Source organism: Sphingobium sp. BHU LFT2 (assembly GCF_018604485.1).
Taxonomy (GTDB): domain Bacteria; phylum Pseudomonadota; class Alphaproteobacteria; order Sphingomonadales; family Sphingomonadaceae; genus Sphingobium; species Sphingobium yanoikuyae_A.
The window spans coordinates 622,413-643,063 of sequence record NZ_JAFCGW010000001.1; the positions used below are offsets into that span (position 1 = coordinate 622,413).

General features: G+C 65.2%; 18 protein-coding genes and 1 pseudogene. 4 read left to right on the forward strand and 15 right to left on the reverse strand.

Translation table 11 applies throughout. The annotated features are described in order from the left end of the window. Positions 1-2: 2 nt before the first annotated feature. A complete protein-coding gene (locus tag JQK15_RS03070) occupies positions 3-320 on the reverse strand; it encodes a 2Fe-2S iron-sulfur cluster-binding protein (protein ID WP_004210272.1) in 318 nt (105 codons plus the stop codon). Positions 321-396: 76 nt separating this feature from the next. Here JQK15_RS03070 and JQK15_RS03075 point away from each other — a divergent pair, with 76 nt between their 5' ends. Then, positions 397-1,026 carry a DNA-3-methyladenine glycosylase family protein gene (locus tag JQK15_RS03075; RefSeq protein WP_004210270.1) on the forward strand — a complete coding sequence of 210 codons (630 nt, stop codon included), beginning with the start codon at positions 397-399 and terminating at the stop codon, positions 1,024-1,026. A 39-nt stretch (positions 1,027-1,065) separates the two neighbouring features. Here JQK15_RS03075 and JQK15_RS03080 read toward each other — a convergent pair whose 3' ends face one another. Next, positions 1,066-1,698, reverse strand: coding sequence for a YidH family protein (locus tag JQK15_RS03080; protein ID WP_214863348.1), 633 nt, complete (start codon positions 1,696-1,698; stop codon positions 1,066-1,068). A gap of 14 nt (positions 1,699-1,712) precedes the next feature. Next, complete coding sequence (locus tag JQK15_RS03085; RefSeq protein ID WP_136186412.1) at positions 1,713-2,249, reverse strand: DUF4136 domain-containing protein; 537 nt, start codon at positions 2,247-2,249, stop codon at positions 1,713-1,715. A 294-nt stretch (positions 2,250-2,543) separates the two neighbouring features. On the opposite strand from JQK15_RS03085, the gene JQK15_RS03090 reads away from it, so the two are divergent. Then, positions 2,544-2,741, forward strand: coding sequence for a hypothetical protein (locus tag JQK15_RS03090; protein ID WP_069336512.1), 198 nt, complete (start codon positions 2,544-2,546; stop codon positions 2,739-2,741). 176 nt (positions 2,742-2,917) lie between these two features. Continuing rightward, the gene (locus JQK15_RS03095; RefSeq protein WP_214863351.1) at positions 2,918-3,592 is read left to right on the forward strand and encodes a hypothetical protein; all 675 of its coding nucleotides are present in this window, start codon (positions 2,918-2,920) and stop codon (positions 3,590-3,592) included. 5 nt (positions 3,593-3,597) lie between these two features. On the opposite strand, the gene JQK15_RS03100 is transcribed toward JQK15_RS03095, so the two are convergent. From JQK15_RS03100 to JQK15_RS03110, 3 genes are all read right to left on the reverse strand, one after another. Then, positions 3,598-4,272, reverse strand: coding sequence for a hypothetical protein (locus tag JQK15_RS03100; protein WP_214863354.1), 675 nt, complete (start codon positions 4,270-4,272; stop codon positions 3,598-3,600). Positions 4,273-4,289: 17 nt separating this feature from the next. Next, positions 4,290-5,021, reverse strand: coding sequence for a hypothetical protein (locus tag JQK15_RS03105; RefSeq protein ID WP_214863356.1), 732 nt, complete (start codon positions 5,019-5,021; stop codon positions 4,290-4,292). A 239-nt stretch (positions 5,022-5,260) separates the two neighbouring features. Continuing rightward, positions 5,261-5,932: a murein L,D-transpeptidase catalytic domain family protein gene (locus tag JQK15_RS03110; RefSeq protein WP_029547954.1), complete on the reverse strand. Its 672-nt coding sequence runs from the start codon at positions 5,930-5,932 to the stop codon at positions 5,261-5,263. Positions 5,933-6,065: 133 nt separating this feature from the next. Between JQK15_RS03110 and JQK15_RS03115 the strand changes: the two genes are divergently transcribed. Continuing rightward, positions 6,066-6,632 carry a helix-turn-helix domain-containing protein gene (locus JQK15_RS03115; RefSeq protein ID WP_097385825.1) on the forward strand — a complete coding sequence of 189 codons (567 nt, stop codon included), beginning with the start codon at positions 6,066-6,068 and terminating at the stop codon, positions 6,630-6,632. 3 nt (positions 6,633-6,635) lie between these two features. Here JQK15_RS03115 and JQK15_RS03120 read toward each other — a convergent pair whose 3' ends face one another. From JQK15_RS03120 to JQK15_RS26780, 9 genes and pseudogenes are all read right to left on the reverse strand, one after another. Further along, positions 6,636-7,187 (reverse strand): lysozyme inhibitor LprI family protein, encoded by a 552-nt coding sequence (locus JQK15_RS03120; protein ID WP_251007524.1) that lies wholly within the window; start codon positions 7,185-7,187, stop codon positions 6,636-6,638. 70 nt (positions 7,188-7,257) lie between these two features. Then, positions 7,258-8,580 carry an oligogalacturonate lyase family protein gene (locus tag JQK15_RS03125; protein WP_214863358.1) on the reverse strand — a complete coding sequence of 441 codons (1,323 nt, stop codon included), beginning with the start codon at positions 8,578-8,580 and terminating at the stop codon, positions 7,258-7,260. Positions 8,581-8,594: 14 nt separating this feature from the next. Continuing rightward, the gene (locus JQK15_RS27630; protein WP_502956785.1) at positions 8,595-9,863 is read right to left on the reverse strand and encodes an exo-rhamnogalacturonan lyase family protein; all 1,269 of its coding nucleotides are present in this window, start codon (positions 9,861-9,863) and stop codon (positions 8,595-8,597) included. 3 nt (positions 9,864-9,866) lie between these two features. Then, a pseudogene (locus JQK15_RS27635) lies at positions 9,867-11,303 on the reverse strand (exo-rhamnogalacturonan lyase family protein); the annotation flags it as partial. A gap of 23 nt (positions 11,304-11,326) precedes the next feature. Then, on the reverse strand, positions 11,327-12,019 hold the full coding sequence (locus JQK15_RS03135) for a DUF6250 domain-containing protein (protein ID WP_214863362.1): 693 nt from the start codon (positions 12,017-12,019) through the stop codon (positions 11,327-11,329). Positions 12,020-12,124: 105 nt separating this feature from the next. Next, positions 12,125-14,851 carry a TonB-dependent receptor gene (locus JQK15_RS03140; RefSeq protein WP_214863364.1) on the reverse strand — a complete coding sequence of 909 codons (2,727 nt, stop codon included), beginning with the start codon at positions 14,849-14,851 and terminating at the stop codon, positions 12,125-12,127. A gap of 320 nt (positions 14,852-15,171) precedes the next feature. Further along, complete coding sequence (locus tag JQK15_RS03145; protein WP_214863366.1) at positions 15,172-15,984, reverse strand: class I mannose-6-phosphate isomerase; 813 nt, start codon at positions 15,982-15,984, stop codon at positions 15,172-15,174. A 100-nt stretch (positions 15,985-16,084) separates the two neighbouring features. Beyond that, complete coding sequence (gene astD / locus JQK15_RS03150; RefSeq protein ID WP_214863368.1) at positions 16,085-17,497, reverse strand: succinylglutamate-semialdehyde dehydrogenase; 1,413 nt, start codon at positions 17,495-17,497, stop codon at positions 16,085-16,087. Between the two features lie 120 nt (positions 17,498-17,617). Next, complete coding sequence (locus JQK15_RS26780) at positions 17,618-20,497, reverse strand: TonB-dependent receptor domain-containing protein (RefSeq protein ID WP_251007525.1); 2,880 nt, start codon at positions 20,495-20,497, stop codon at positions 17,618-17,620. Positions 20,498-20,651: the final 154 nt, after the last annotated feature.

A 20,651-nucleotide genomic window follows, 5' to 3' on the forward strand; every position in this document is an offset into this window, starting at 1 on the left:
AATCAGTCTTCCGGCGCGATGGTGACGCGCAGGCCGTCAAGCGCATCGCTCAGCACGACCTGACAGGACAGGCGGCTGGTCTCGTTGCGATGATCGCTGCTGTCGAGCAGGTCATTCTCGTCCTCGCTCATCGCCGGCAGGGCGTCGGCAAAGGCCGGGTCGACATAGACATGGCAGGTCGCGCAGGAGCAGCAGCCGCCGCACAGCGCGAGCAGCTCGTCAAAGCCATGGTCGCGAATGACTTCCATCACCGAGAGACCCTTGTCCCCCTCAACAGTCTGTTCGGCACCATCACGGTTGACCACGATCAGCTTCGGCATCTACCCATTCCTTTTGGACTTATCCCCGCCGCTCTGACCGACAGCGGCGGCGAAATCAAGGGCTGGACGGGCGGACATGGTAAGCACGGCGGAAGAATTGCGCGTCAGCCTGGACTTCATCGCTGCGGCGGAGCCGGCATTCGGCGCGGCGATCGCCAGCGTCGGCTACCCGGTACCGCGCGTGCGCGAGCCGGGCTATGAGACGCTGCTGCGCACCATCGTCGGCCAGCAGGTCAGCGTCGCCTCCGCCGCCGCGGTCTGGCGCAAGCTGGAGGCGGAACTGGGCGTGGGCTGCACACCCGAAGCGCTGCTGGCACGCGATTTCGATGCGTTGCGCGCTTGTGGCCTGTCGCGCCAGAAACAGGGCTATGCCCGCAGTCTGGCCGAACTTGTGGTGGACGGCACGCTCGATCTCCACGCCCTGCCCGCCGACGATGAAGTCGCGATTGCGCAACTGGTGCAGATCAAGGGGATCGGCCGCTGGTCGGCGGAAATCTATCTGCTGTTCGCCGAAGGCCGCCCCGACATCTGGCCGGCCGGCGACCTGGCGGTGCAGATCGCGGTCGGGCGCATCCTGGGGCTGGGCGAACGGCCGAGCGAGAAGCTGACCCGCGACCTGGCAGAAGCCTGGCGGCCGCATCGCGGCGCCGCCGCGATCATGGCCTGGCACCATTATAATAGCGGGCAGGACATGCTGCAGAGCTGAGACGCCACGGGGCACAGCCCTCGCCCGCCTGCCCGCGCTTCAGCCCAGCAGCGCGATGTTGAAGACGATGCCCAGCACCGCCGCCAGCGCCAGCGCCAGCAGGCACAGCGCAATCACCAGCGTCACCGAGATCGGGAAGCGGCTGTCGGAGTGAATCAGCCCATCCTCCGTCATGATCTTGCGCCGATCCCGCAATTCGGTCGCGAACTGGACATGGCGCACGATGCCGCCGGCCAGCAGCACGATGCCGAACACCAGCAGCGCCACGCCAAAATTGCGCGGCGCGTTGACATTCTGGATGCTGCCCGCGTCCTGCATCTTCTGGAATGCCTGGTTGATGGTGAAGCCGAAGCCGATCAGCGACAGCGCCGTCCGCATTTCCGACATCAGGGTCCGGTCCGCGCTCATCCGGGTGCGCTGGAACGACATGCCGGTCCGGCGCATCGACATTTCGGTGCGATGCCCGGACAGGTCGGTGCGATATTCGGACAGGTCGGTGCGATGTTCCGACAGGCCCGTGCGATGGCGCGACAGGCCGGTTCGGAAATGCGAATAGGCGGTCGATGCCCCTTCGGGATCGCTCATGTCGACCGACGGAATGGGCGGCACGGGCTCGCCCACATTGCGGGCCGGGCGGATGGGCACGCCCCTGGTTTCCTGCGATTCGGCCATATGCTCCCCTCCTGTCAGTTCGGCTTGATCGGCGGCGGGAAATTGGCGAGCACGGCGGTCACCGCCTTGTCGATTGTCGCCTGGTCGGGGCTCTTGCGGCTGACTTCCTGCGTGGCCGTGCCGTGCCAGACCGGCTGTTTCGTCCCGGTGTCATAAATGTCGACCGTCAGCGTGCCGTCGGTCACGTTGCGCACATCGACATTGCGATAGCCACCCCAGCCGGCCCACCCGCCCCAGGGACGATAATAGGTGGCATAGGGACCGAAATCGGTCACCTCGACCCGGTCGCGCGCGCCCAGGGTAAAGCCGATGGCAAATTCGCCGGGTTCAGCCTGGCTATAGCCGCGCGCCGCGAGGGCGGTGTCGATCGACGCCTTCACCCGCTGGAACAGCAATGGGTTCATGCCCTGCGGCACGGTGATCGACGCCCAGCTATAGCTGCGATAGCTGGCGAAATTGGCGGCGGGATCGGCATCATAATTGACCCGTGGCGTGGTGGCACAGCCTGCCAGCGCCAGCAGCAGACCCGTGACGAATATGCGCCTGATCATATCGCGACCTCCCTTTGAATATTCCTGGGCATAGCCAAGCGGACGCCGGGCCAGCCATCGGGATTCTCCCCTAGGGAGCGCCCCGGATATCCCTATCCCATGGCGTGAAGCGGCGCCCGAAAGCCGCGGTCGGACCAAAGCGGGACGATCGCCCGACCCCCGGAAAATCCGCTATGGCGCGATGCCCGCGAATGCGCGATCATCCCCCTATTCCAGCGTTCGGACGGGTGAGTCGCGGCGCCAATCGCGCAACTTTTCCTGCCGATCGCAGCCCAGCAGAGGGAGCTGTGTGCGATGGTAAGAGACTGGCCTGCAATGGTCGCAGCGGGCGCCGGCATTTGTGTGGCACTGGCCACGGCAAGCAGCATGGGCACGCCGCAGGATGCAACCCCCACCGTCAGGCTGGCGCCACCGGCCCTGCCCTGGCTCGACGATCTGACCGCGGACAAGCCGGCGGCGCGCGCCGGGCAGCAGCTCGCCAGCAACCGCTAGCGCCGCCATCATCCGAGCCGGACGGGCCTGCGTTGAACAGGCTGACGGATTCACGCTCAACCGGCCCAACTGAACCGGGAAACATTCGGCCGCGTGGCGCCTCCGTCTGCCCGGCCCACCTGCGCGACCCTGCCCCGGCGGCGGGATGCCAGCCTTCCTCATGATCGGGAGCATCAATGGATTTCCTACGCCTGTTCCAGTCGCTGGAAGAATTTCTCTATGAGGCGATGAGCTGGCTGGTCTTCTATCCCCGCACCCTATGGCGGACCATCCGCCACCCGATCCAGATGCTGCGCTATTCCGACAAGGAACTGGAGGATGCGCCGGACCAGCAATTCACCGACATGCTGAGCCCGCCTTTGTTCCTGATGCTGACCATATTGCTGTCGCACCTGATCGAGGTGGCGTCGCACCAGAAGATGCCGGAGGTCGCAACCACCGGCATCGGCAAGGAAATCACCACGTCGGAAATGAACCTGCTGGTGCTGCGCGCCTTCCTTTTCGCCATCTATCCGCTGATGTTCGCGGTGCGGCGGCTGAAGGCGCAGGGCCTGGCACTCAACCGCGACACGCTGCGCCGCCCCTTCTACGCCCAATGCTATATTGCCGGGCCGGCCGCCCTGGTGCTGGGCATCGCGTCGATCCTGGCGCGCCTTGGCGATGTCGGCTGGGCGGTCGCCGCGCTGGTCATCATGCTGGTGACGATCAGCTGGTATCTGCGGATCGAGACGATCTGGCTGCGCCATCGCACCGGAAAATCGACCTGGGCATCCTTCCGTTCGGCGTTCAACACCTGGCTGCTCGCCTCGCTGATCAACAGCGGGGCGAGCTTCCTGATCCTGGGCGGCTGAACCGGCTATTCGCCGTCCGGCGTCATCGCCATCACGTCGACGAAGCGACGTTGCGCATCGAAGCGGCAACGGAAGCGCTTGATCCCCTCGCTGCCCTTGTCGACCGTGCCGTCGATGAAAAAACCACCGGGCGCCTTGGCGATCGCGCCAGTCTTCACATAGGTCGGACGGGTGCCATATTGGCCGGACACTTCCCCCCGGCAATAAGCGGGCATGTTGCCCGGCGTCAGCGCCGGGCCGGTCGCCGCCGGCATCACCTGCGCCGCGGTCGCCGCCAGCGCCTGCACGCTGACGGTCAGCGTATAATTGGCGACTTCGTTGCGGCGGGCGGCATTGCGCATCAGATAGACGCGGATGCGATAATCGCCATTGGCGGGCAGGCGGCCGGCAAAGCTGTTGCCGGCGGACGAGCCGACGAACATCGCCGTATCCCCGGCACCGGGTGCCATCACGTTGAAATAATTCGAGGCGTTGCTGGTCTGAAGCCGGACATTCATGGTCTGACCGGCCCGCGCGCCGACCAGATAATCGACCATGTCATAGCCCTTGAGCGACGCCTTGATGACCTTCGACGCGCTCCCCCTGGCGAATTGCACCCGCTCGCTGCGCACCGGGGCCTGAGCGATGGCCGGCATGGCCAGTGCCGACAGCGCGACGGTCGCGATCATTGCTTTCTTCATGATGCACATCCTTCCGATCAATAGGGGTCCATCGACATCACATTGCCGTTGCCCGTCACGGTGCAGCGCGAGCGATAATGGCCGGACGCGATGATGATCTCGTAGCGATCCCCACCTTGCGGATAGACGCTGACCGGCACGGAACTGCCCGCCGGCACATTCTGGAACTCGTCGCCGCGCCGGGCACAGGCGCGCTGCGCCGCCGCCGGCGCGCCCCGCACGATCTGGCTGTTGGCGGCAAGACGATTGCTCCGCTCCGCATTGCCCGCCGAAAAGCCCGAATGATAGGCTTCGCTGTCGTTGCGATCATAGTCACCGCCATACAGGCCGTCATGATAGCCGCGCTCATATTCGCTGTCATGCTGGGCCGAACTGTCGCCATGGCTCTTCTTGTGGCTGGCAAGCGCCGCGATCAGGCCGATCGCCGCAACGCCGGCTACGGCCGCTGCGGCCGTATTGCCGCCGCCATGGCCGCAATCGCCATCCGATGCGCTGTCGATCGCATCATAGCGGCCATTATAGGTAACGACCCGGATGCACTGGTCCTTCGCGCTGTTCCACCAATAGTTGGTGAGGCCATTCTGCTTGGCGATGCGATAGCCGCGCGATTGCAGCGCATTTTCGCCCGAAGAGCCTCGCGCGCCGACCAGATCATCGACATCGCGCGGCGGCGCCGCATGGGCCGGCGGGATCGGAAGGGCAGCCGCCAGCAAGGCGGTCACCGACAGAAAGGTCGAAAAACGCGTCATCCTTATTTCCCCTGTTCCTGCGACGCCGGAAAGCGGAGTCGCAGACGGCCGCATGCTACAGCAACGCTGGCGCCGCGCATTCGGCAAAGCCGTGGATAGGGCTCAGGGAAAATACCGAGAAATAAAGTCCGGGAGCGATGCAAGCACCGCTCCCGGACGGCCATGGTGCCCACCGCGAAAGGGGTTAAGCGGCGGCACGGACCCGCGCGCCGATTGGGGCGACGCGCTTATGGCAAAATTCAGACGACCAGCTTGGCCGCGTAGATCAGGCTACCCCGGCCCAACTGGGCCATGACCTGCGACCGGACGCTGTCGCCGACCGCGAAACAGCCCTGGCTGCGCCCCAGCTTGCCGCGCGCACCGGCCAGCGTGGGTTCGGCATACCAGGCACCATGCAGCACGATCGCCCGGCTCATCGCATTGTCGTTGGTCGGATCGAGCCCCTGCAAGCGCTGCGACGGGCCATGTTTCCCGACATAGGGATCGGCCGTCAGAAACGCGCCCGAACAGGAGGCGTTGGAGCCGGGCGCATTGGAAAAGCGCTCCAGCCAGCCGCTGTGATCCGGGTCCGATCCGCTGCCATGCGCCACCAGATAGGAGGTGGTGGTGCCATCCAGCAGGTTGACGATGTGCAGCCGCGGCTCCGACGAGGGCGCGGCAAAATCGACCAGCGCCATGCGGTGCCGATTGACGATCTGCGGATGCCGTTCCAGCGCCGCGCGCGCCTGCGCAAACAAAGCGGGCTTCACCAGCGCCGGCGGGGTCGGCGTGGTGAGCGGCGCGATCGGCTGGGCCGGCACCATGGGTTTCAGCGCGCGCATCGGCCCCGGCGCGGAGGCACGCGCGGTGCCAACAGCGCCCGCGACCAGAACGGAAGCGGAAAGGAGAAAACGGCGACGATCGGGGTTCATGGATTGTGCAACTAGGGTGCAGGCCCCGCCAAGGTCTTTGCCGGAATCGGGCGCCGCGCACAAAGTCTTGCGCACATCCGTCCGGCCCGGCATTTTTGTCGGGCGGGGCACGTCGAAGCGGGAGAAGCGGGACATGGCCGGAACGCGGCTATCGAACGGCATCTATCGGGAAGCGGTCGCCACCATCGTGCGGCGCATCCAGAAGGCCCATGGCCTGTCCGACAGCCAGCTGGCGGAGCGGATCGGCTGTTCGGCCGGCACGGTCAAGAATGCCCGCAACGAGGCGAGCAACCTGGACGCCGTGACCCTTGCCAATATCGAGCAGGTTTTCGGCCCCGGCGCGATCGACCCCTATCTGGCGCTGGCCGATGTTCGCGCCGTTCCGCTGACCCCGCCGGTGCCAGTCGAGCGGTTGCATCCGACGCTGGCGATCGTCGAGGCGCTGCACCGGATCATCGAGAAGCAGATGCCCGACAGCGAAGGGGGCACCCGCATCACGTCCCACGAACTGCTGACGATCCTGAGCGAATTGCGCGAGGCGCGCGGCGTGTTCGACGCCCTCATCATGATCGCCGATCCCGCGATCGACAGCGGCGAGATCAGCTTCCGCGACAAGGGCCGCAAGCGGCTGGCCGTGGTCCACAGCCAGGGCGGCACCATCACCCGCGCCGACATCATGCACAGCGAGGACGAGGACTGAGCCCTAGCGGCAGTCGATATGCGCGCCGTCCAGCCGGCGCAGGCGCCATGCCTTGCCGCGCGGTTCCGCCGTCACGAACGGGCGCCAGGACGATCGGGCCTTCGGCAGCCCCACCGCGACCAGCCGGCTGTCATCGCGGATGATGGTCGCCCCCTCCAGCGTGCCGAGCCGCACCGCCATCTTGCCGCATCGCCCCGCCCGGTCCTGCGTAGCATCATGGGCCAGCGCCGTCAGCACGGCGCTGCGCTCAGCATAGGCGTCGCGCAGGCAGGCGGGCTGATCATCGGCGAAGGCGCAACGGTTGCGGCGTTGAAACCAGCCATCCTGGCGCTCGACATAATCGGACGCGGCATCGAGCAATTGGGCCTGATCCGCGCTGGGCACCCGGACGCGGGCATCGGCCGCCCTGAGCGCCGGGTCGGCGCAGACCAGCTTGTCGACGACGAACGCCGATCCTTCGCAGCCAGCGAGATCGGCCGGGGTCGGCGGCGGCACGGCATCGGCCGCGACCGGCGTCAGGAACAGCAGCAGGGAGCAGAGCCGGGCACGCATCATGACGTCAGCCTTTTCACGCGGGGCGCCGCGACCATAGGCCAGCGACGCCCCGCCCGGCAATCGCTCGTCGTCAGTGCGCCGGCTTGGCAATCTCCGCCGCGTAGATTTGCGGCGCGCCATCCATGTTGGAGCGGAAGATCATCCATTTGCCGTCTGGCGTGAAGGTGATGTTCGGCTCCAGCCGATAGTCATGCTTGCGCATGTCGACGATCTTCTCGACGCCGAAAGTGCCCGGCGCGATCAGGTCGGCGGCATTGTCGGCATGGATGCCGGCGACGTCGGGAATGGCCTGGGGCGTGAAGAGATAGAGATATTTGCCGTCCGGGGCATGGGCGACCATTTCGCTGTCGCCGCCGTCGCCGGAGAAATGCTTCAAATCGGGCGCCTGGTTGTAATGGACCGACCATTGGTTGCGGTCGACCTTGAACCACTGGCGATGCCCGGTCGCCAATTCATAGCCGGCGAGCCAGAACACCTCGCCACGAGGCGTCTGGAGATCATACCAGATCCACTTGCCGTCGGGCGAGAAGAACTCGTGGCCGGCGATTTCCATGTTCATGCTGCGCTTGTGGACCAGTTGCTGGCCGCTGCCGTCGGTGCGGATCGTCCAGATCCGGTCAACCTTGTGCCAGGGGCCTTCATGGCAATACATGATGAGCTTAGGGTCGGTCGGCGAGAACTGGATATGGTTGAGCCAGTCGGTGGAGGCGACCACCACCTTGCGTTCGCCGGTGCGGATGTCGATGGTGAAAATCTCCATCGGGATGCGCGCTTCCAGCCGTTCATTGAGGCGCACTTCCTTCGCCTCGGCAAAGCTGAGCGGCTTTCCGTCCGGGCCGTTGGCGGCATAATTGGCCTGGCCGAACTGCTGCTTGATCTCCGGCGCGGCGCGCTTCTGCGTGCCGTCGGGCTGGAGCGGCTTGTCGCTTGCCGCCCACTGGCCGAGCAGCAGCGTCTCGTCCGCATTGATCGAACCGATCGATCCGCGATCGACGGTCGCGATCTTGCGGACCTTGCCGCTGTCGATGTCGGCGGCATAGAGGGTCGTCGCGCCGGCGCCATCGTCGCGCTTGTGGCTGGCATAATAGGCGGTGCGCGTCTTGCGCCCGGTGAAGAGCAGTTGGATATCCTTGCCCTTGACCAGCGGCCTGATGGTCCAGTCGGCCAGCGTCAGCACCGAAATGCCGTCGGGGGTGGAGATCACCATCTTGTCGCCCTGCGGCGTGTAGCTGTTCTGGTGGAAATAGAGGCTGGCGCTGCCTGGCGTGTCGGTCAGCCGCAGCACGCGGTGGCCGGTGGTCTGGTCGACCCATTCGGCCACGGGCTTGGCCAGCGCCGGGGTCGCCACGCTTACGGTCAGCGCCGCCATCAGGCCCATCATCATCGTCTTCATCTTATGGCCCTTCATCAGTTGGCAGCGTCGGCGAGCGCGTCGGGAATGAGCGCCAGATTCTCGATCGCGGCAAGGCCCCATTGCGACGCCGCATTGGTGGAGACGTCCGGCCATTCGACGATCGGGCGGACATAGGCCGGCCCCTTCAGCGCCACGCGCGGATCGCCGGTCGACAGGCCGAGGCCCGCGTCACCGCCGAGAAATTCCTTCCAGGCGCGCACCGCCAATTCCTTGTCGCCGGTCTCGCGCGCGACATAGGCGGTCAGGCGCGAATGGCCTTCCTTGAGGTTACGGCGACCGAAGGGCTGGTCGAACTTCGCCTTCCACTCCTGCGGCGAGGCATTGAACCAGCGGCAATAATCGAGCCAGGCGGTGCGATAGCGCGGCACGTCGAGCAGGTCGAGAAGCTCGGCATTCACCTCCAGCGCACCGAACACGGCGTTAAGGTGCGAGATGGAAATCTTGTCCCCCGCCCCCATGAAGCGCCCGGTCTTGAGGTCATAGGGGGCGCTGCCCGCGAGCCAGCCATATTTGAGGCGGCCGATGCTATCCATGCCGTTCAGCAGTCGCTCGCGCCACTTCTTGTCACCGGTCCGCTCCCATTCGGTGAGCCAGGCCGAGGCGACCGAACACCACATGGTGCCGAAGCTCAAATCAATGACGCCGGCCGGCAGCGGATTGCGCTCGGCCCCCGGCACCTTGCGGCCGATCTCGACATGCTCCAGCGCCAGGTCGGACGTGACCAGATCGCGCATCAGGTCGCCGGCGCGCTCGTCGGCGGTCAGATAATAGAAGATGCGGCGATACATGGCATTGCTGACGCGCGGCTGCTTGCTGCTGTCGCTCCAGTGCTGGACGCCATGGCGGGTGCCCAGCCCCTTGAACCGGCCGAGATGATAGACGTCGACCTCGCCGGTGTGCCGGGTCAGCGCCTCGGCAAAGCGGAAGGCGGCGGCATTGCCGGTGCGCAGCACGCTGGTCCAGAACCACAGGTCGGGCGACAATTCGCTATTATCCCAAGCGAAGCCGCCAATGTCGTAGCGCCAGACATGCCGGTCGAAATCATAGGTGTGCATGATGTCGCCATGGTTCCAGAAACCATACCAGCGGCGGCGATCGACCTCACCAACATAGAAGTCGACCAGATTTCTATTCTGGTCCTCGATCCGCGCCTTCATGGGCGTCGAGCGGTCGGGCAGGCTCCAGATGCCGAACACGCCGGCTTCATGAATGCGGTCGGGCGTCACCATCAGCTGCGGCGGCACGGCGTTCGCCTGCGCCATGGCGGCCAGCGCATCGGCCGAGGGGGTGGCGGCGCAGGCCCAGAGGGTCAGCTCGCTGGTGCGGGCAACGCCGGTCGCGGCATCCCAGCCGGGCTCATAATCCTCATAGGTGATGTCGAGCCCTTCATTCTGGGCGTCATAACCCTCCATCCCCAGAACGCCGCGATAGGAGCGCATGTCCATCGGCTTGGCATCGGGCGACCAGAGCCAGGCGGTCAGCGTCGCCATGTCGCTTTCGGCGTCCCGAATGCTGATCTGGGACGGGTGGCGCTGCCAGAAATAGCGGGTGGCGATCGCCGCGCCGCCTTGGGGCGAGCCGATATAGCCCAGGCCCTGCGACCGGCTGCCAGCGACGGAATCGACCCAGGCATGGCCCTCCTGGGTGCGCTTGGCGATGGAGAAACCGTCGGCCGACAATTGGGTCAGGTCGAAATCGCCCCAGGTCGGGATGCGATCGAGCAGCTTGGCGACGCCCGGCGCCATCGCGTCCATCGGCACCGCCTTGCCGGCGATCTGCGCGGCGCGCACCGCCTTGCCCGGATCGCGGCGCAGGCCGGTGAGCGGCCGCACCGCTTCGCTGAACAGGCCATCATCGGCGGTAGCGAGGCGGACATGGCGGTCATGCGGGGCGCCGGCCATCGGCACCGCAGCGGTGAGGCCGATGCCGCTGATGAAATCCTTCGCCGGATCGCCATCGAAGATGAAGCTGTGGACGATGCGCAGATGATCGCCGCCGGCATGGGCATAGAGGCGCAGGGTAAAGGGCAAAATCTGCCGCCCCTGCCCCTCATGCACGCCGGTGAGCTTGACAACGGCGCGGACCGGCCCCTTCTGCTCGACCGTGGCGCTGGTGATGCGGCCGGTGAAGGGCGTGCGGGTGCCGCCTTCGGGCGCGCTGTCCACGCTGGCCACCAGCGTCAGGGGGCCGACGACGGTGCGACCGCCCTGCTGCGCCGACTGGATGATCGCATTGCCCGAGCGGCCGATGCTCCAGCGCAGCGCGCCGACCTGAATCTCGATTCGATCGGCGAGTTCGCGCACCAGTACCGGCGCCTGCGGCGCGGCCGGCTTGCCCGGCACCACGCGCAGCGCGCCGGGCTGGCCGGTGCCGGCGGGCAGCGCATGGGCGGTCCATTTGATCGACCCGTCGGGCCAGGTGGCCAGCGTCCAGTGCTGCGAGGGCAAAGCGGTGCCATCGGCGCCCTGCACCGACAGCGGCTTGCCCGCGCGCAGCACGCCGCGCGGCCATGGCACGCCGAAGGTCTGGCCGAGCGAGAGCGGCGGGGCGGCATCGTCGATCCAGCGCACCGGGGTTTCCGGCATCGCGCCACCGCGCGCACTGGTGGCCGCCTGCGCCGCGCCCGGCAGCAGCGCGGTCGCGCTCGCCATCAATCCCGCCTTCAGGCTGTCGCGCCGGCTGATCCCCGCCCTGATATCCATTTTGCTCTCCCTTTTTATGTTGTTCAGATCTTGGTGATGGTGAAGTTGCGGACCTGAAGATGGCTCTGCGTCGTGCGCAGGCCGAAATGGCCGCTGCGATAGGGATCGGGATCGTCGAGCGTGAACAGTGTCGCCCCGTCCCGCTCCACCGCAATATGAGATCCGTTCGCGATCAGGCCGATCGAAAACCACTGATTGGGCACCAGCATCGCCGCCTTGTCGGTGCGGTCATGTTCCGGCAGCAGCGGGCGATGGCCCGGCTCACCCACATAGCGGCGCATCCGCGTGGTGCTGTTCCGGTTGCCGCCAATGCCGACATAATAGGTGCGGAGGCTGTCATACTCCTCGAACGTGCCGCTGCGCGTGCGGCCGAGCGCCGATCCGCCGGGCGCCGCCGGGTCGCGCGCCATCCAGAAGGCGTTGACGTCGCTCACCTCGTCATAGGGACCGCCGTCCGACACGGCGCGCACGTCGTAGCGGATCGCGACCGGGCCCTTGAGCGCCTGACGGAACCAGAGCGTCAGTCCCTTGGGCGCGACGATATCGAGCAGGCCGTCCTGCGCGGTCACGCGCGCATCGCCCACCGCCTCCAGCTGCCATTGCTTGAGGCCATGGCGGAAATCGTCGCGCCAGAGCGGCCCCCGCGCCGCAGCGTTCAAGGGGCCGGCGATCGGCGCCAGGGCCAGCGATGCAAGGAGGGTGCGGCGAGAGAACATGGCGACCTGTCCCGCTTAATCTTGAAAAAATGATGCTGCGGGTCGGGCATGTCCCGACCCGCAGCCTGTCTCATGACCTGGGGGAGGCCAGGCCATGAGCGCCAATCAGAGCTTGAAGCGGATACCGCCATAGACGCGGCGGCCGACCGTCTCGATGATGGTGCGGCGTTCGACGCTGTTGGCATTTTCCTTGCGCGTCGCGTCGAGCAGGTTGACGCCCTCCAGGAACATCGAGATGCCCGGCATCAGCGTGACGTTGAGCGACGCATCGAGCTGGCCATAGGCTTCGCCGAACTCGGGATTGTTGCCGCGGCCCTGCGCCGTGATCAGATATTTGGACCGCCAGTTATAGGCGCCCCGCAGGCTGACGACGTCGTCTTCATAATAGGCCGAGATATTGTAGGCATGGCGCGACAGGCCCTGGAAGGGCAGGGAATCGCCGGTGAAATAATCCTTCCCTTCATAGCCGCTATCCTTGGAATAGGTATAGTTGGCGACCACGCCCATCTGCTTGAGCACCGGCACGTCGATGAAGTCGAACGCGATCTGCGCGCCGGCTTCCACGCCGTTGATCGTCACCTTCTGCGTGCCGTTGGTGGGCACGGTGATGGTGTAGGTCACGCCGCTGGCATCGGTGTAAGGTTCGGTCGTGTTCTGGATGAACGAGCTGATTTCCTTGCGGAAATAGGTGACCGACGCGAAGCTGGTGCGGTTGATATAATATTCCAGGCCCGCATCATATTGGCGAGCGCGGAACGGCTGCAGATCCGGATTGCCGCGCGAACCCGACAGGCCAACGACGTCGATGGTGAAGCGCGGGGCCAGCTGCTGCGGCAGCGGGCGGGCCATCACTTCGGTCGCGGTCGCACGCGCCATCAGCTTGTTGGGGATGAGTTCCGCCTTCATGTTGATCGAGGGCAGGAATTCGGTGCTGTTGCTGTCATAGGATACGGGCGAGATCACGCCGCCGGTGCTGAGATAGCCCGAGGTATTGACCTTGGTATTGACGACGCGCGCGCCGATCACGCCGCTGACGGGCACGGCCCCGACATCGAAGGCAAAGCTGGCCTGGCCATAGCCGGCCAGGTTGCGTTCGCCGACCTTCCAGGTGTCGGTATAGACCTGGCAGGTGCCGTCGGCATTGGCCGGGCAGCCGCCTTCCTCGAACGGATCGGGAATGCCTACCGCATCGGCCACGCCCTGGGTCATGTTGAGCCAGCCGCTATAATCGCCGGTGAAGCCCAGATTGCCGGTGTGGAAGAAGGGCGAGGTGCCGAGCGCCGCATTGCCGCTGACGATGCTGTCGATCTGCGACTGCACCGCCGGATCGCTGAAGCCATTGAGCGTCGTGGTGCGGGTGTAGAAGCGGCTCTTGACCGTCAGGTCGCGATACTGGCCACCAATTTTGAACGAGGTGAACAGGCCGCCGTCGGTCTTATATTCCGCGTCCAGCTTGGCCATCTTCTCGGTCTGGTCGTCATAGCGCGGACGGCGCAGCACGGTCAGCTGGTTGATGCCGGCCGTGGTGGTCGGATCATTGGGCAGGATGATGTTCGGCGCATTCTGGCCGTTGCTATAGTCGACGATCAGGCTGGACATGCCGGTGACGGCTGCGGTCGCGTTGATCTCGTTATTATAGGCCTTGGCCTTGGACAGCGAGATTTTCGGCGTCAGCGTCAGGTTGCCGGTCGTCCAGTCGGCGCCCAGCGCGACATTATAGGTGGTACGCTTGATGTCGCCCAGAATGTTGCGATAGGACACGCCCAGCTGGCTGGTCTGCGCCTTCGACGTATTGTTGGTCATCACCAGATATTCGACCGTATTGTCCGGACCGATGATGGTGTTTTCCGTGTCGACGATGCCCCCGCTGGTGCCGGTCTGCAGATATTGCGAGGTCACCGACTGGATCGACTTGGTCCAGTTGCTTTCGACATAGGCCTTGAAATCGTCGCTCGGGCGCCATTCCAGGATGCCGTTCAGCGCATAGCGGCGGGTTTCCAGGCGGTTGATGACATAGCGCGGAATGTCGGGGAAGAAATCGCCGACGCCGTCATTGTTGAGGTCATAGGCCTGCATGCCGGCCGTATTGGGATCGCTGTCCAGCTGGACCCAGCCGGTGGTGCGCGCCTGATGGCTTTCGACATTGCGGTTCTCGAACGTGCCCGACACCAACACGCCGATCGTGCCATTGGCGAAGGTGTCGCTGCCGATCAGCGCCAGGCGCGGGTCCATATGGTCGCCGATATCGGCATAGATGGCCTGGGCGGAACCGGCCAGATAGGGCTTGCCGCCATTGTCGAACGGCCGGCGGGTGATGACGCGCACGGTGCCGCCGACGCCGCCTTCGGTCATGTCGGCGGTGGCCGACTTCACAACTTCCAGGCGGTTGACGAATTCGGAGGGCAGATCGCGGAAATCGACATCGCGGCCGCCGCCCACGGTGGTGGACAGGGCGGTGACGCCGTTGATCTCGACGCGGTTCAGTGACGGATCGGCGCCGCGGATGGTGATGCCGGAGCCTTCACCGTCGGAACGGGTCAGCTGGACGCCGGTCACGCGCTGCAGCGCTTCACCGACATTCTTGTCCGGGAACTTGCCGATATCCTCGGCCGAAATCGCGTCCAGAACCTGCGCGGCGTTGCGCTTGGCGTTGAGCGCGCCCTGAAGGCTGGAACGGATACCGGTGACGACGATATCCTCGCTGCTCGCTTCGGGCGCCTGCTGAGGCTGTTCGGACTGCTGCTGGTCTTGTGCCGCGGCCGGCATGGCGCCCAGCAGGACGGCGGCGACGGCCGACGTCGACAACAAGGCGCGATAATTGGAAAACCTCACTTAAACATCCTCCCTATGCGTGCCCCCCCGTTTGGGCACGGGTTTGAGGTCGATCGCGACCAGACCCCGCCGCGACAACCCTTTGATATCCCATATATTGGGTGTTCATATCTATATATGGACACGCGAGGATGGCGCCGCCTTTGCGACGAAACGAGCTATATCATCGATGAACCGTTGCCATAACGGACCACGGTTCCATCATGTGGATCATTAGACGTCACCAGACGCTTCACCGCGAATCCGGACGCGCCAGTCGCGTTAAGCCGCCTGGCGGATCGAGCGCCAATGCTTTTCAGATTGTGGAATGGGTGCGCCGTTCAGGCGACGGGTCGCGCCAGCAGGGCGTGCGACCGGTGTTCGACCGCGATGTCCGCCTGATCTTCAATCAGCCAGCACTCGCCTGCCAACCAGGGCTGACCGTCGATCAGCCCACTCCCCTGCAACGGGATGAACCAGAACGGCCCCTGATCCTGCAGAACCCGTTCGCCAGCCTCATGCACCAGATTTTCGAGCGTGAAGGGGGCGCCGGTTTCCTCCACCAGCACGCAGGCGCGGTCGCTGGTCACATGTTGCGCCAGCCGGTCATAGGGCACAGGCGCACTGACGACCATGCCGGCATCCAGATGCAGTTCGCGGGGGCGCCCATAATCGAACAGGCGATAGGTCACGTCGTTATTCTGCTGCACTTCAACGAGGGTAATACCGCCGCCGATGGCATGAATCGTGCCCGCCGGAATATAGTAGAAATCGCCCGGCCTTACCGGCTTCCAGTCGATCAATTCCTCAATCGACCCATCCAGCGCGGCCGCTCTCAACGCATCGGCATCGACCGTCCGGGTCAGGCCGATGCCCAGTCGAGCGTCCCCTTCGGTTGCCAGGACATACCAGCATTCCGACTTGCCGCCAGCCAGCCCCATGGCCTGCGCCTGGGCATCGTCAGGATGGACCTGGACCGACAATTTCTCGCTCGTGAAGAGATATTTGACGAGCAGCGGCTGAGGCATATCGGGGTCCGCCGTGAACCAGATCTCGCCCACGCGGCGATCGGCATTCAACCCAAAGCGCGCAGGCAAATCCCTGCGTCCCCAAGGCTTTTCGACGGCGCTCGGAATCAGGCGATAGGACGACATATCCAAAGCCATAGCAGAATGGCAATCGCTGTCATGTCATCATCCGTGCCAAGCCGATATTGTCTTGCGTCAACTAGTAATTCTCGACCAGACGCATGTATCAGCCTGCCAGCCCCTTGATATCGGCGGTCAGGTCCAGCACGTCCCCAGCCTCGAAACTGGCGACCGGATAGGCGCAATAGTCGGCGGCATAATAGGCGCTGGGGCGGTGGTTGCCCGATGCGCCCAGGCCGCCGAACGGCATCGCCCCGCTCGCGCCGGTGGTCGGCCGGTTGCGGTTGACCACGCCGGCGCGGCTTTCCAGCAGGAACCGGTCCCACAGCGCATCATCGGCGGACACGAGCCCAGCCGCCAGGCCATAGCGGGTCGCGTTGGCGGCCGCGATCGCGGCGTCGAAATCGGCGACGCGGATCACCTGCAGCAGCGGCGCGAAAATCTCCTCGTCGGGTGCCTCCACCCCGGTCATGTCGATGATGCCCGGCGTCAGGAAGGCCGCGCCGAGGTCCGCCGGCTGTTCCAGCGGCAGCAATTCGACGCCGCCCAACGCCAGCAGCGCGGCATGGCGCGCCCTGGCATGAGCTGCCGCCTCAGCCGAGATCAGCGCGCCCATATAAGGCTCAGGCTGGCTGTCCCAGGCACCGATCGTCAGCCGCCGGGCGAGCGCCACCGTCGCGTCGAGGATCGCGTCGCCCGCCGCGCCCTGCGGCACGATCAGCCGGCGCGCGCAGGAACAGCGCTGGCCCGCGGTGATGAAGGCCGACTGGACGATGATCGAGGCGACCGCCTGCGCATCGCCGTCCCAGGCGACCAGCGGATTATTGCCGCCCAGCTCCAGCGCCAGGATGACGCCCGGCCGGTCGGCCATCACGCGCGCGAAATGAGCGCCCGCGCCCGCCGATCCGGTGAACAACAGACCGTCGATATCCTGCGCGATCAATGCCGCGCCGGTGTCCCGCCCACCCTGCAACAAGGTGAAGACGCCATCGGGCAGGCCCGCGTCGCGAAACGCCTGCGCCATCAGTTCGCCGACCAGCGGGGTAAGTTCCGATGGCTTGAAGATAACCACATCGCCCGCCAGCAGCGCCGGCACGATATGGCCGTTGGGCAGATGGCCGGGGAAATTATAGGGGCCAAGCACCGCCATCACGCCATGCGGCTTGTGGCGCAGCACCGCCCGGCCGAACGGGGTCGCCTGCTCGCGCGATCCGGCGCGCTCCGCCTGCGCCGCGATCGAAATGTCGACCTTGCCGATCATCGAGGCGATTTCGGTCTTCGCCTCCCATAGCGGCTTGCCGGTCTCGCGCGCAATCGCCTTGGCAAAGGCATCGCTGCGGTCCGACAGCAGCGCCTTGTAGCGCCGCACATGATCCTCGCGCGCGGATTGCGGCAGCCCGGCCCAGGCCGGAAAGGCGGCGCGGGCGCGCGTCACGGCCGCCGCACAGGTCGCGGCATCGGCCGCCTCCCCTTCCCACAGGAGCGTGTCGCTGGCCGGGTCGATCGAACGGAAAATCATATGGCCTCCAGAAAGTGGGACAAGGATAGCGCACCCTTTTCCAGCCTCCTAGCGCCTTGCGGGCGCGGCGGGATAATGAATCCCGCCGCGCCCTTCATGCCGATCTGGAATAAGCGATACTTATTCCAGATAGGTGGTGCGCAGCGCGGCAATGTCCACCGGCGTCAGGCCGATTTCCTGGGCCAGATAGGCATCGACCGAACCCCATTTCTGGTCGATTTCGGCGAAGGCATAGGTCAGGAAGGGCGTGCCGTCGGGCAGCACCAGCGGATTGGCCTTGGCCATCGCTCCGCCCTTCTGCATCTGTGCGAACATGCCGGCGATCGGGCTGCTCTGCGCGACGGCATCGCTCATCGGCGGCACTTCATATTCCGGGCGGCGCGACGGCGTCGAGAGCACATAGTCGCGATAGATGACATCGCGCGGCACGCCGAGCGCCGACAGGATCATCGCGCTGACAAAGCCGGTGCGGTCCTGCCCGGCCGAGCAATTGTACAGCAGCGGCCCGTCCTTCGACAGCAGGCGGGCAAAGACGATACGCAGTTGCGGCTTCAACTGGGTCGCCATGCCGCGATAAGTGCCGGCATAGGCTTCGGCCTGCTTGGCCATGTCCATATTCTTGGGGTCGAACTTCATGCCCTGCATCATTGCGGCCATCGAATAGCCGACAGCATTATAGGCAATGCCGTCCAGCTTGGTCGGCGCGAACAGCCGTTCCTCGTCGGAGCGCAGGTCGACCAGATTGGCGACGCCCAGCGCCTTCACCTGCGCCACGTCGGCCGGGGTCAGCATCGCCTGCCCACCCGAGCGGTAGATCCGGCCCCAGCGGACATGCTTGCCGCCAGCCGCCGGATAGCCGCCCAGATCGCGGAAGTTGGAGGATTGTTCCATCACCAGCACACGCTCGGCCACGCGCGTCACCGCGCCGCTCTTGCTGTCGCGCAACAGGAAATAGGGGCGGGTGCCCGGCGCCACCTGCACCTCCTGCACGCCGTCCTTGTCCCTGGCCGCCACCAGCGTGGCGCTGGCAATGGGGGCATCGGGGCGATCGGCCTGCAACAGATCGACCGGATCGGCATCCTGCCAGCGGATCGCCAGCTTGTCGGGCGCCACCCGTTCCACCACCGGATCGGCGATGGTGCCGGCGAAGGCTGCGGCCGGCATCACCACCAGATCGGCCTCGACGCCCTTGATCGTGCCATGGCCGTCGACATTGACGGTCTCGATCGTGGTGCGGGTCGGGCCGCCCGGCACTTCGGACAGCACCGCGTTGAAGTCGATCTGCTGATTCTTGTAGATCGTCTTGTAGGCGGCCAGGTTCAGCCGGACATGATGATCGAGGAACTCGCCCTTGAAGCCGATTTCGGAGGTTTCGACCTCCTCGGGCTTATAGGCGCGATAGGTGACGGAGCGCGAATTGGCGCCGCCGGCGCGATAGGCGGTCCCCCATTTGCCATAGAGATGGATATTGTCGGTCGCGTCGAACGCCAGAGTGACGGTCGGGTCGATCCGGCTGCTGGAAATGTCGAAACGGAAATCCTTGTCGACGCCATTGACCTTGAACAGGTCGCCGCTCTTTTTGTCACGGGTATAGCGCGCGCCGCCGGTCAGGTGCAGTGCATCGTCCAGGATCGCCGGGGTCCAGGTCGCCTGGCCATAGAGGGCGAAGCTGTCTGCCTTGGCGTCGCTGGCACGGTCGGGATAGGGCGTGACCTGGCCGGCTTCCAGCGTCGGCAGCCGGGTCGGCGCGTCGGCCGCGGTTGCGCCCCACTGCATGGTATAGGGCGCCCAAGCCCAATCCTCGCCCTTTTCATGATAATAATAGGCGCCGGCGACGAAATCGATGCGCGAGGTCGAACCGACCAACTGCACTTCCTGACTGAACTGATTCTGGTCGAGGCCTGCCAGGCTGTAGCGCGCAAACTTGGCATAGGGCGCAAAGGCGCCCTGATGCGCGCCGCCATTATCATATTGGCTCTGGCTCAGTTCACGATAGGAAGTGATGGAGCGCAGGTTGATGCCATCGGCGACCTGCCAGTCCATGTGCAGCGCATGGCCATGGGTCTTGCCGATGCTCTTCTGGATCGGCACGCCGATATCGGCGGTCCTGGCGCGATCGGGCTGGACCTCGACCATGTCCGCGACCGGCAGACGATCCGACTTGCCCAGCATCTGGAAATAATAGGGCGTGCTGGCGTCATAGGAGGTGTCGAAATCATATTGGGCCGAGAAGCGGCTGCTCGGCTCCCATAGGATCGTGCCATGCATGCCGCGCTGGTCGAGCTGGTTATAATCCTCCTCGCCCGCCATCGGATTGTCGGTGGTGCCGCCGCGCTTGGTGACGAGCGCGTCCAGCTTGACGCTGACATTGGCGAAGCTGGGCAGGTCGAGATGGGTTTCGACCTTGTAGCCGTCATAATTCATGACGCCCATGGTCTGGCTCAGGTGAAACTCGCCGCTCGGCTTCCTGCTGACGATGCTGAGCGCGCCGCCGGTCGAATTGCGGCCGAACAACGTGCCCTGCGGCCCCTTCAGCACCTCAATCCGTTCGATGTCGAACAGGGCGGTGCCCAGCCCCTGCGAACGGCCGAGATAGACGCCGTCAATATAGATGCCGACGCCCGCGTCGCGGCTGGGCTGGTTGGCGTCGAACGGCACGATGCCGCGAATACCGACGGTCAGCGCCGAATTGCGCGACGCAAAGGGGGCGATGCGCAGCGACGGCACAGCGCCGTCGCCCAGATCCTTCAGGCTCACCACGCTGCGCGCCTTGAGATCATCGCTGCCCAGCACCGAAATGGCGATCGGCGTCTTCTGCAGATTGGTCTCGGTCTTCTGTGCAGTGACGACAATCGAACCAAGGCCGGCATCTCCTTCGTCAAGCGGCGCGTCCTCCGCATGGGCCGGGGCCGCGAAGCCCGCCCCCATCAGCCCCGCCCCCATCAGCATGGTGCCGGCCAGAATGAGTGCGCGACGGCGCAGGACAGACGAACATTTCATGATGCGTATCCCCCGAATGATGTTGAATTCGGAGGGGCAGTTAGAACGCCTGTATGCAGCCGCAGTTACATATGTATCTCAGTTTGATGACAGGAACAGCGGCAATATGACAGTGGCGAGACACGGATACCGCCCCGACGCAGCCTTTGCCAGT

Excerpts from the sequence above, each read along its gene's own strand:
- JQK15_RS03070 (WP_004210272.1), bottom strand. The coding sequence starts at position 320 with ATGCCGAAGCTGATCGTGGTCAACCGTGATGGTGCCGAACAGACTGTT.
- JQK15_RS03075 (WP_004210270.1), top strand. The coding sequence starts at position 397 with ATGGTAAGCACGGCGGAAGAATTGCGCGTCAGCCTGGACTTCATCGCT.
- JQK15_RS03080 (WP_214863348.1), bottom strand. The coding sequence starts at position 1,698 with ATGGCCGAATCGCAGGAAACCAGGGGCGTGCCCATCCGCCCGGCCCGC.
- JQK15_RS03085 (WP_136186412.1), bottom strand. The coding sequence starts at position 2,249 with ATGATCAGGCGCATATTCGTCACGGGTCTGCTGCTGGCGCTGGCAGGC.
- JQK15_RS03090 (WP_069336512.1), top strand. The coding sequence starts at position 2,544 with ATGGTAAGAGACTGGCCTGCAATGGTCGCAGCGGGCGCCGGCATTTGT.
- JQK15_RS03095 (WP_214863351.1), top strand. The coding sequence starts at position 2,918 with ATGGATTTCCTACGCCTGTTCCAGTCGCTGGAAGAATTTCTCTATGAG.
- JQK15_RS03100 (WP_214863354.1), bottom strand. The coding sequence starts at position 4,272 with ATGAAGAAAGCAATGATCGCGACCGTCGCGCTGTCGGCACTGGCCATG.
- JQK15_RS03105 (WP_214863356.1), bottom strand. The coding sequence starts at position 5,021 with ATGACGCGTTTTTCGACCTTTCTGTCGGTGACCGCCTTGCTGGCGGCT.
- JQK15_RS03110 (WP_029547954.1), bottom strand. The coding sequence starts at position 5,932 with ATGAACCCCGATCGTCGCCGTTTTCTCCTTTCCGCTTCCGTTCTGGTC.
- JQK15_RS03115 (WP_097385825.1), top strand. The coding sequence starts at position 6,066 with ATGGCCGGAACGCGGCTATCGAACGGCATCTATCGGGAAGCGGTCGCC.
- JQK15_RS03120 (WP_251007524.1), bottom strand. The coding sequence starts at position 7,187 with ATGATGCGTGCCCGGCTCTGCTCCCTGCTGCTGTTCCTGACGCCGGTC.
- JQK15_RS03125 (WP_214863358.1), bottom strand. The coding sequence starts at position 8,580 with ATGAAGACGATGATGATGGGCCTGATGGCGGCGCTGACCGTAAGCGTG.
- JQK15_RS27630 (WP_502956785.1), bottom strand. The coding sequence starts at position 9,863 with ATGGCGCAGGCGAACGCCGTGCCGCCGCAGCTGATGGTGACGCCCGAC.
- JQK15_RS03135 (WP_214863362.1), bottom strand. The coding sequence starts at position 12,019 with ATGTTCTCTCGCCGCACCCTCCTTGCATCGCTGGCCCTGGCGCCGATC.
- JQK15_RS03145 (WP_214863366.1), bottom strand. The coding sequence starts at position 15,984 with ATGTCGTCCTATCGCCTGATTCCGAGCGCCGTCGAAAAGCCTTGGGGA.
- astD (WP_214863368.1), bottom strand. The coding sequence starts at position 17,497 with ATGATTTTCCGTTCGATCGACCCGGCCAGCGACACGCTCCTGTGGGAA.
- JQK15_RS26780 (WP_251007525.1), bottom strand. The coding sequence starts at position 20,497 with ATGAAATGTTCGTCTGTCCTGCGCCGTCGCGCACTCATTCTGGCCGGC.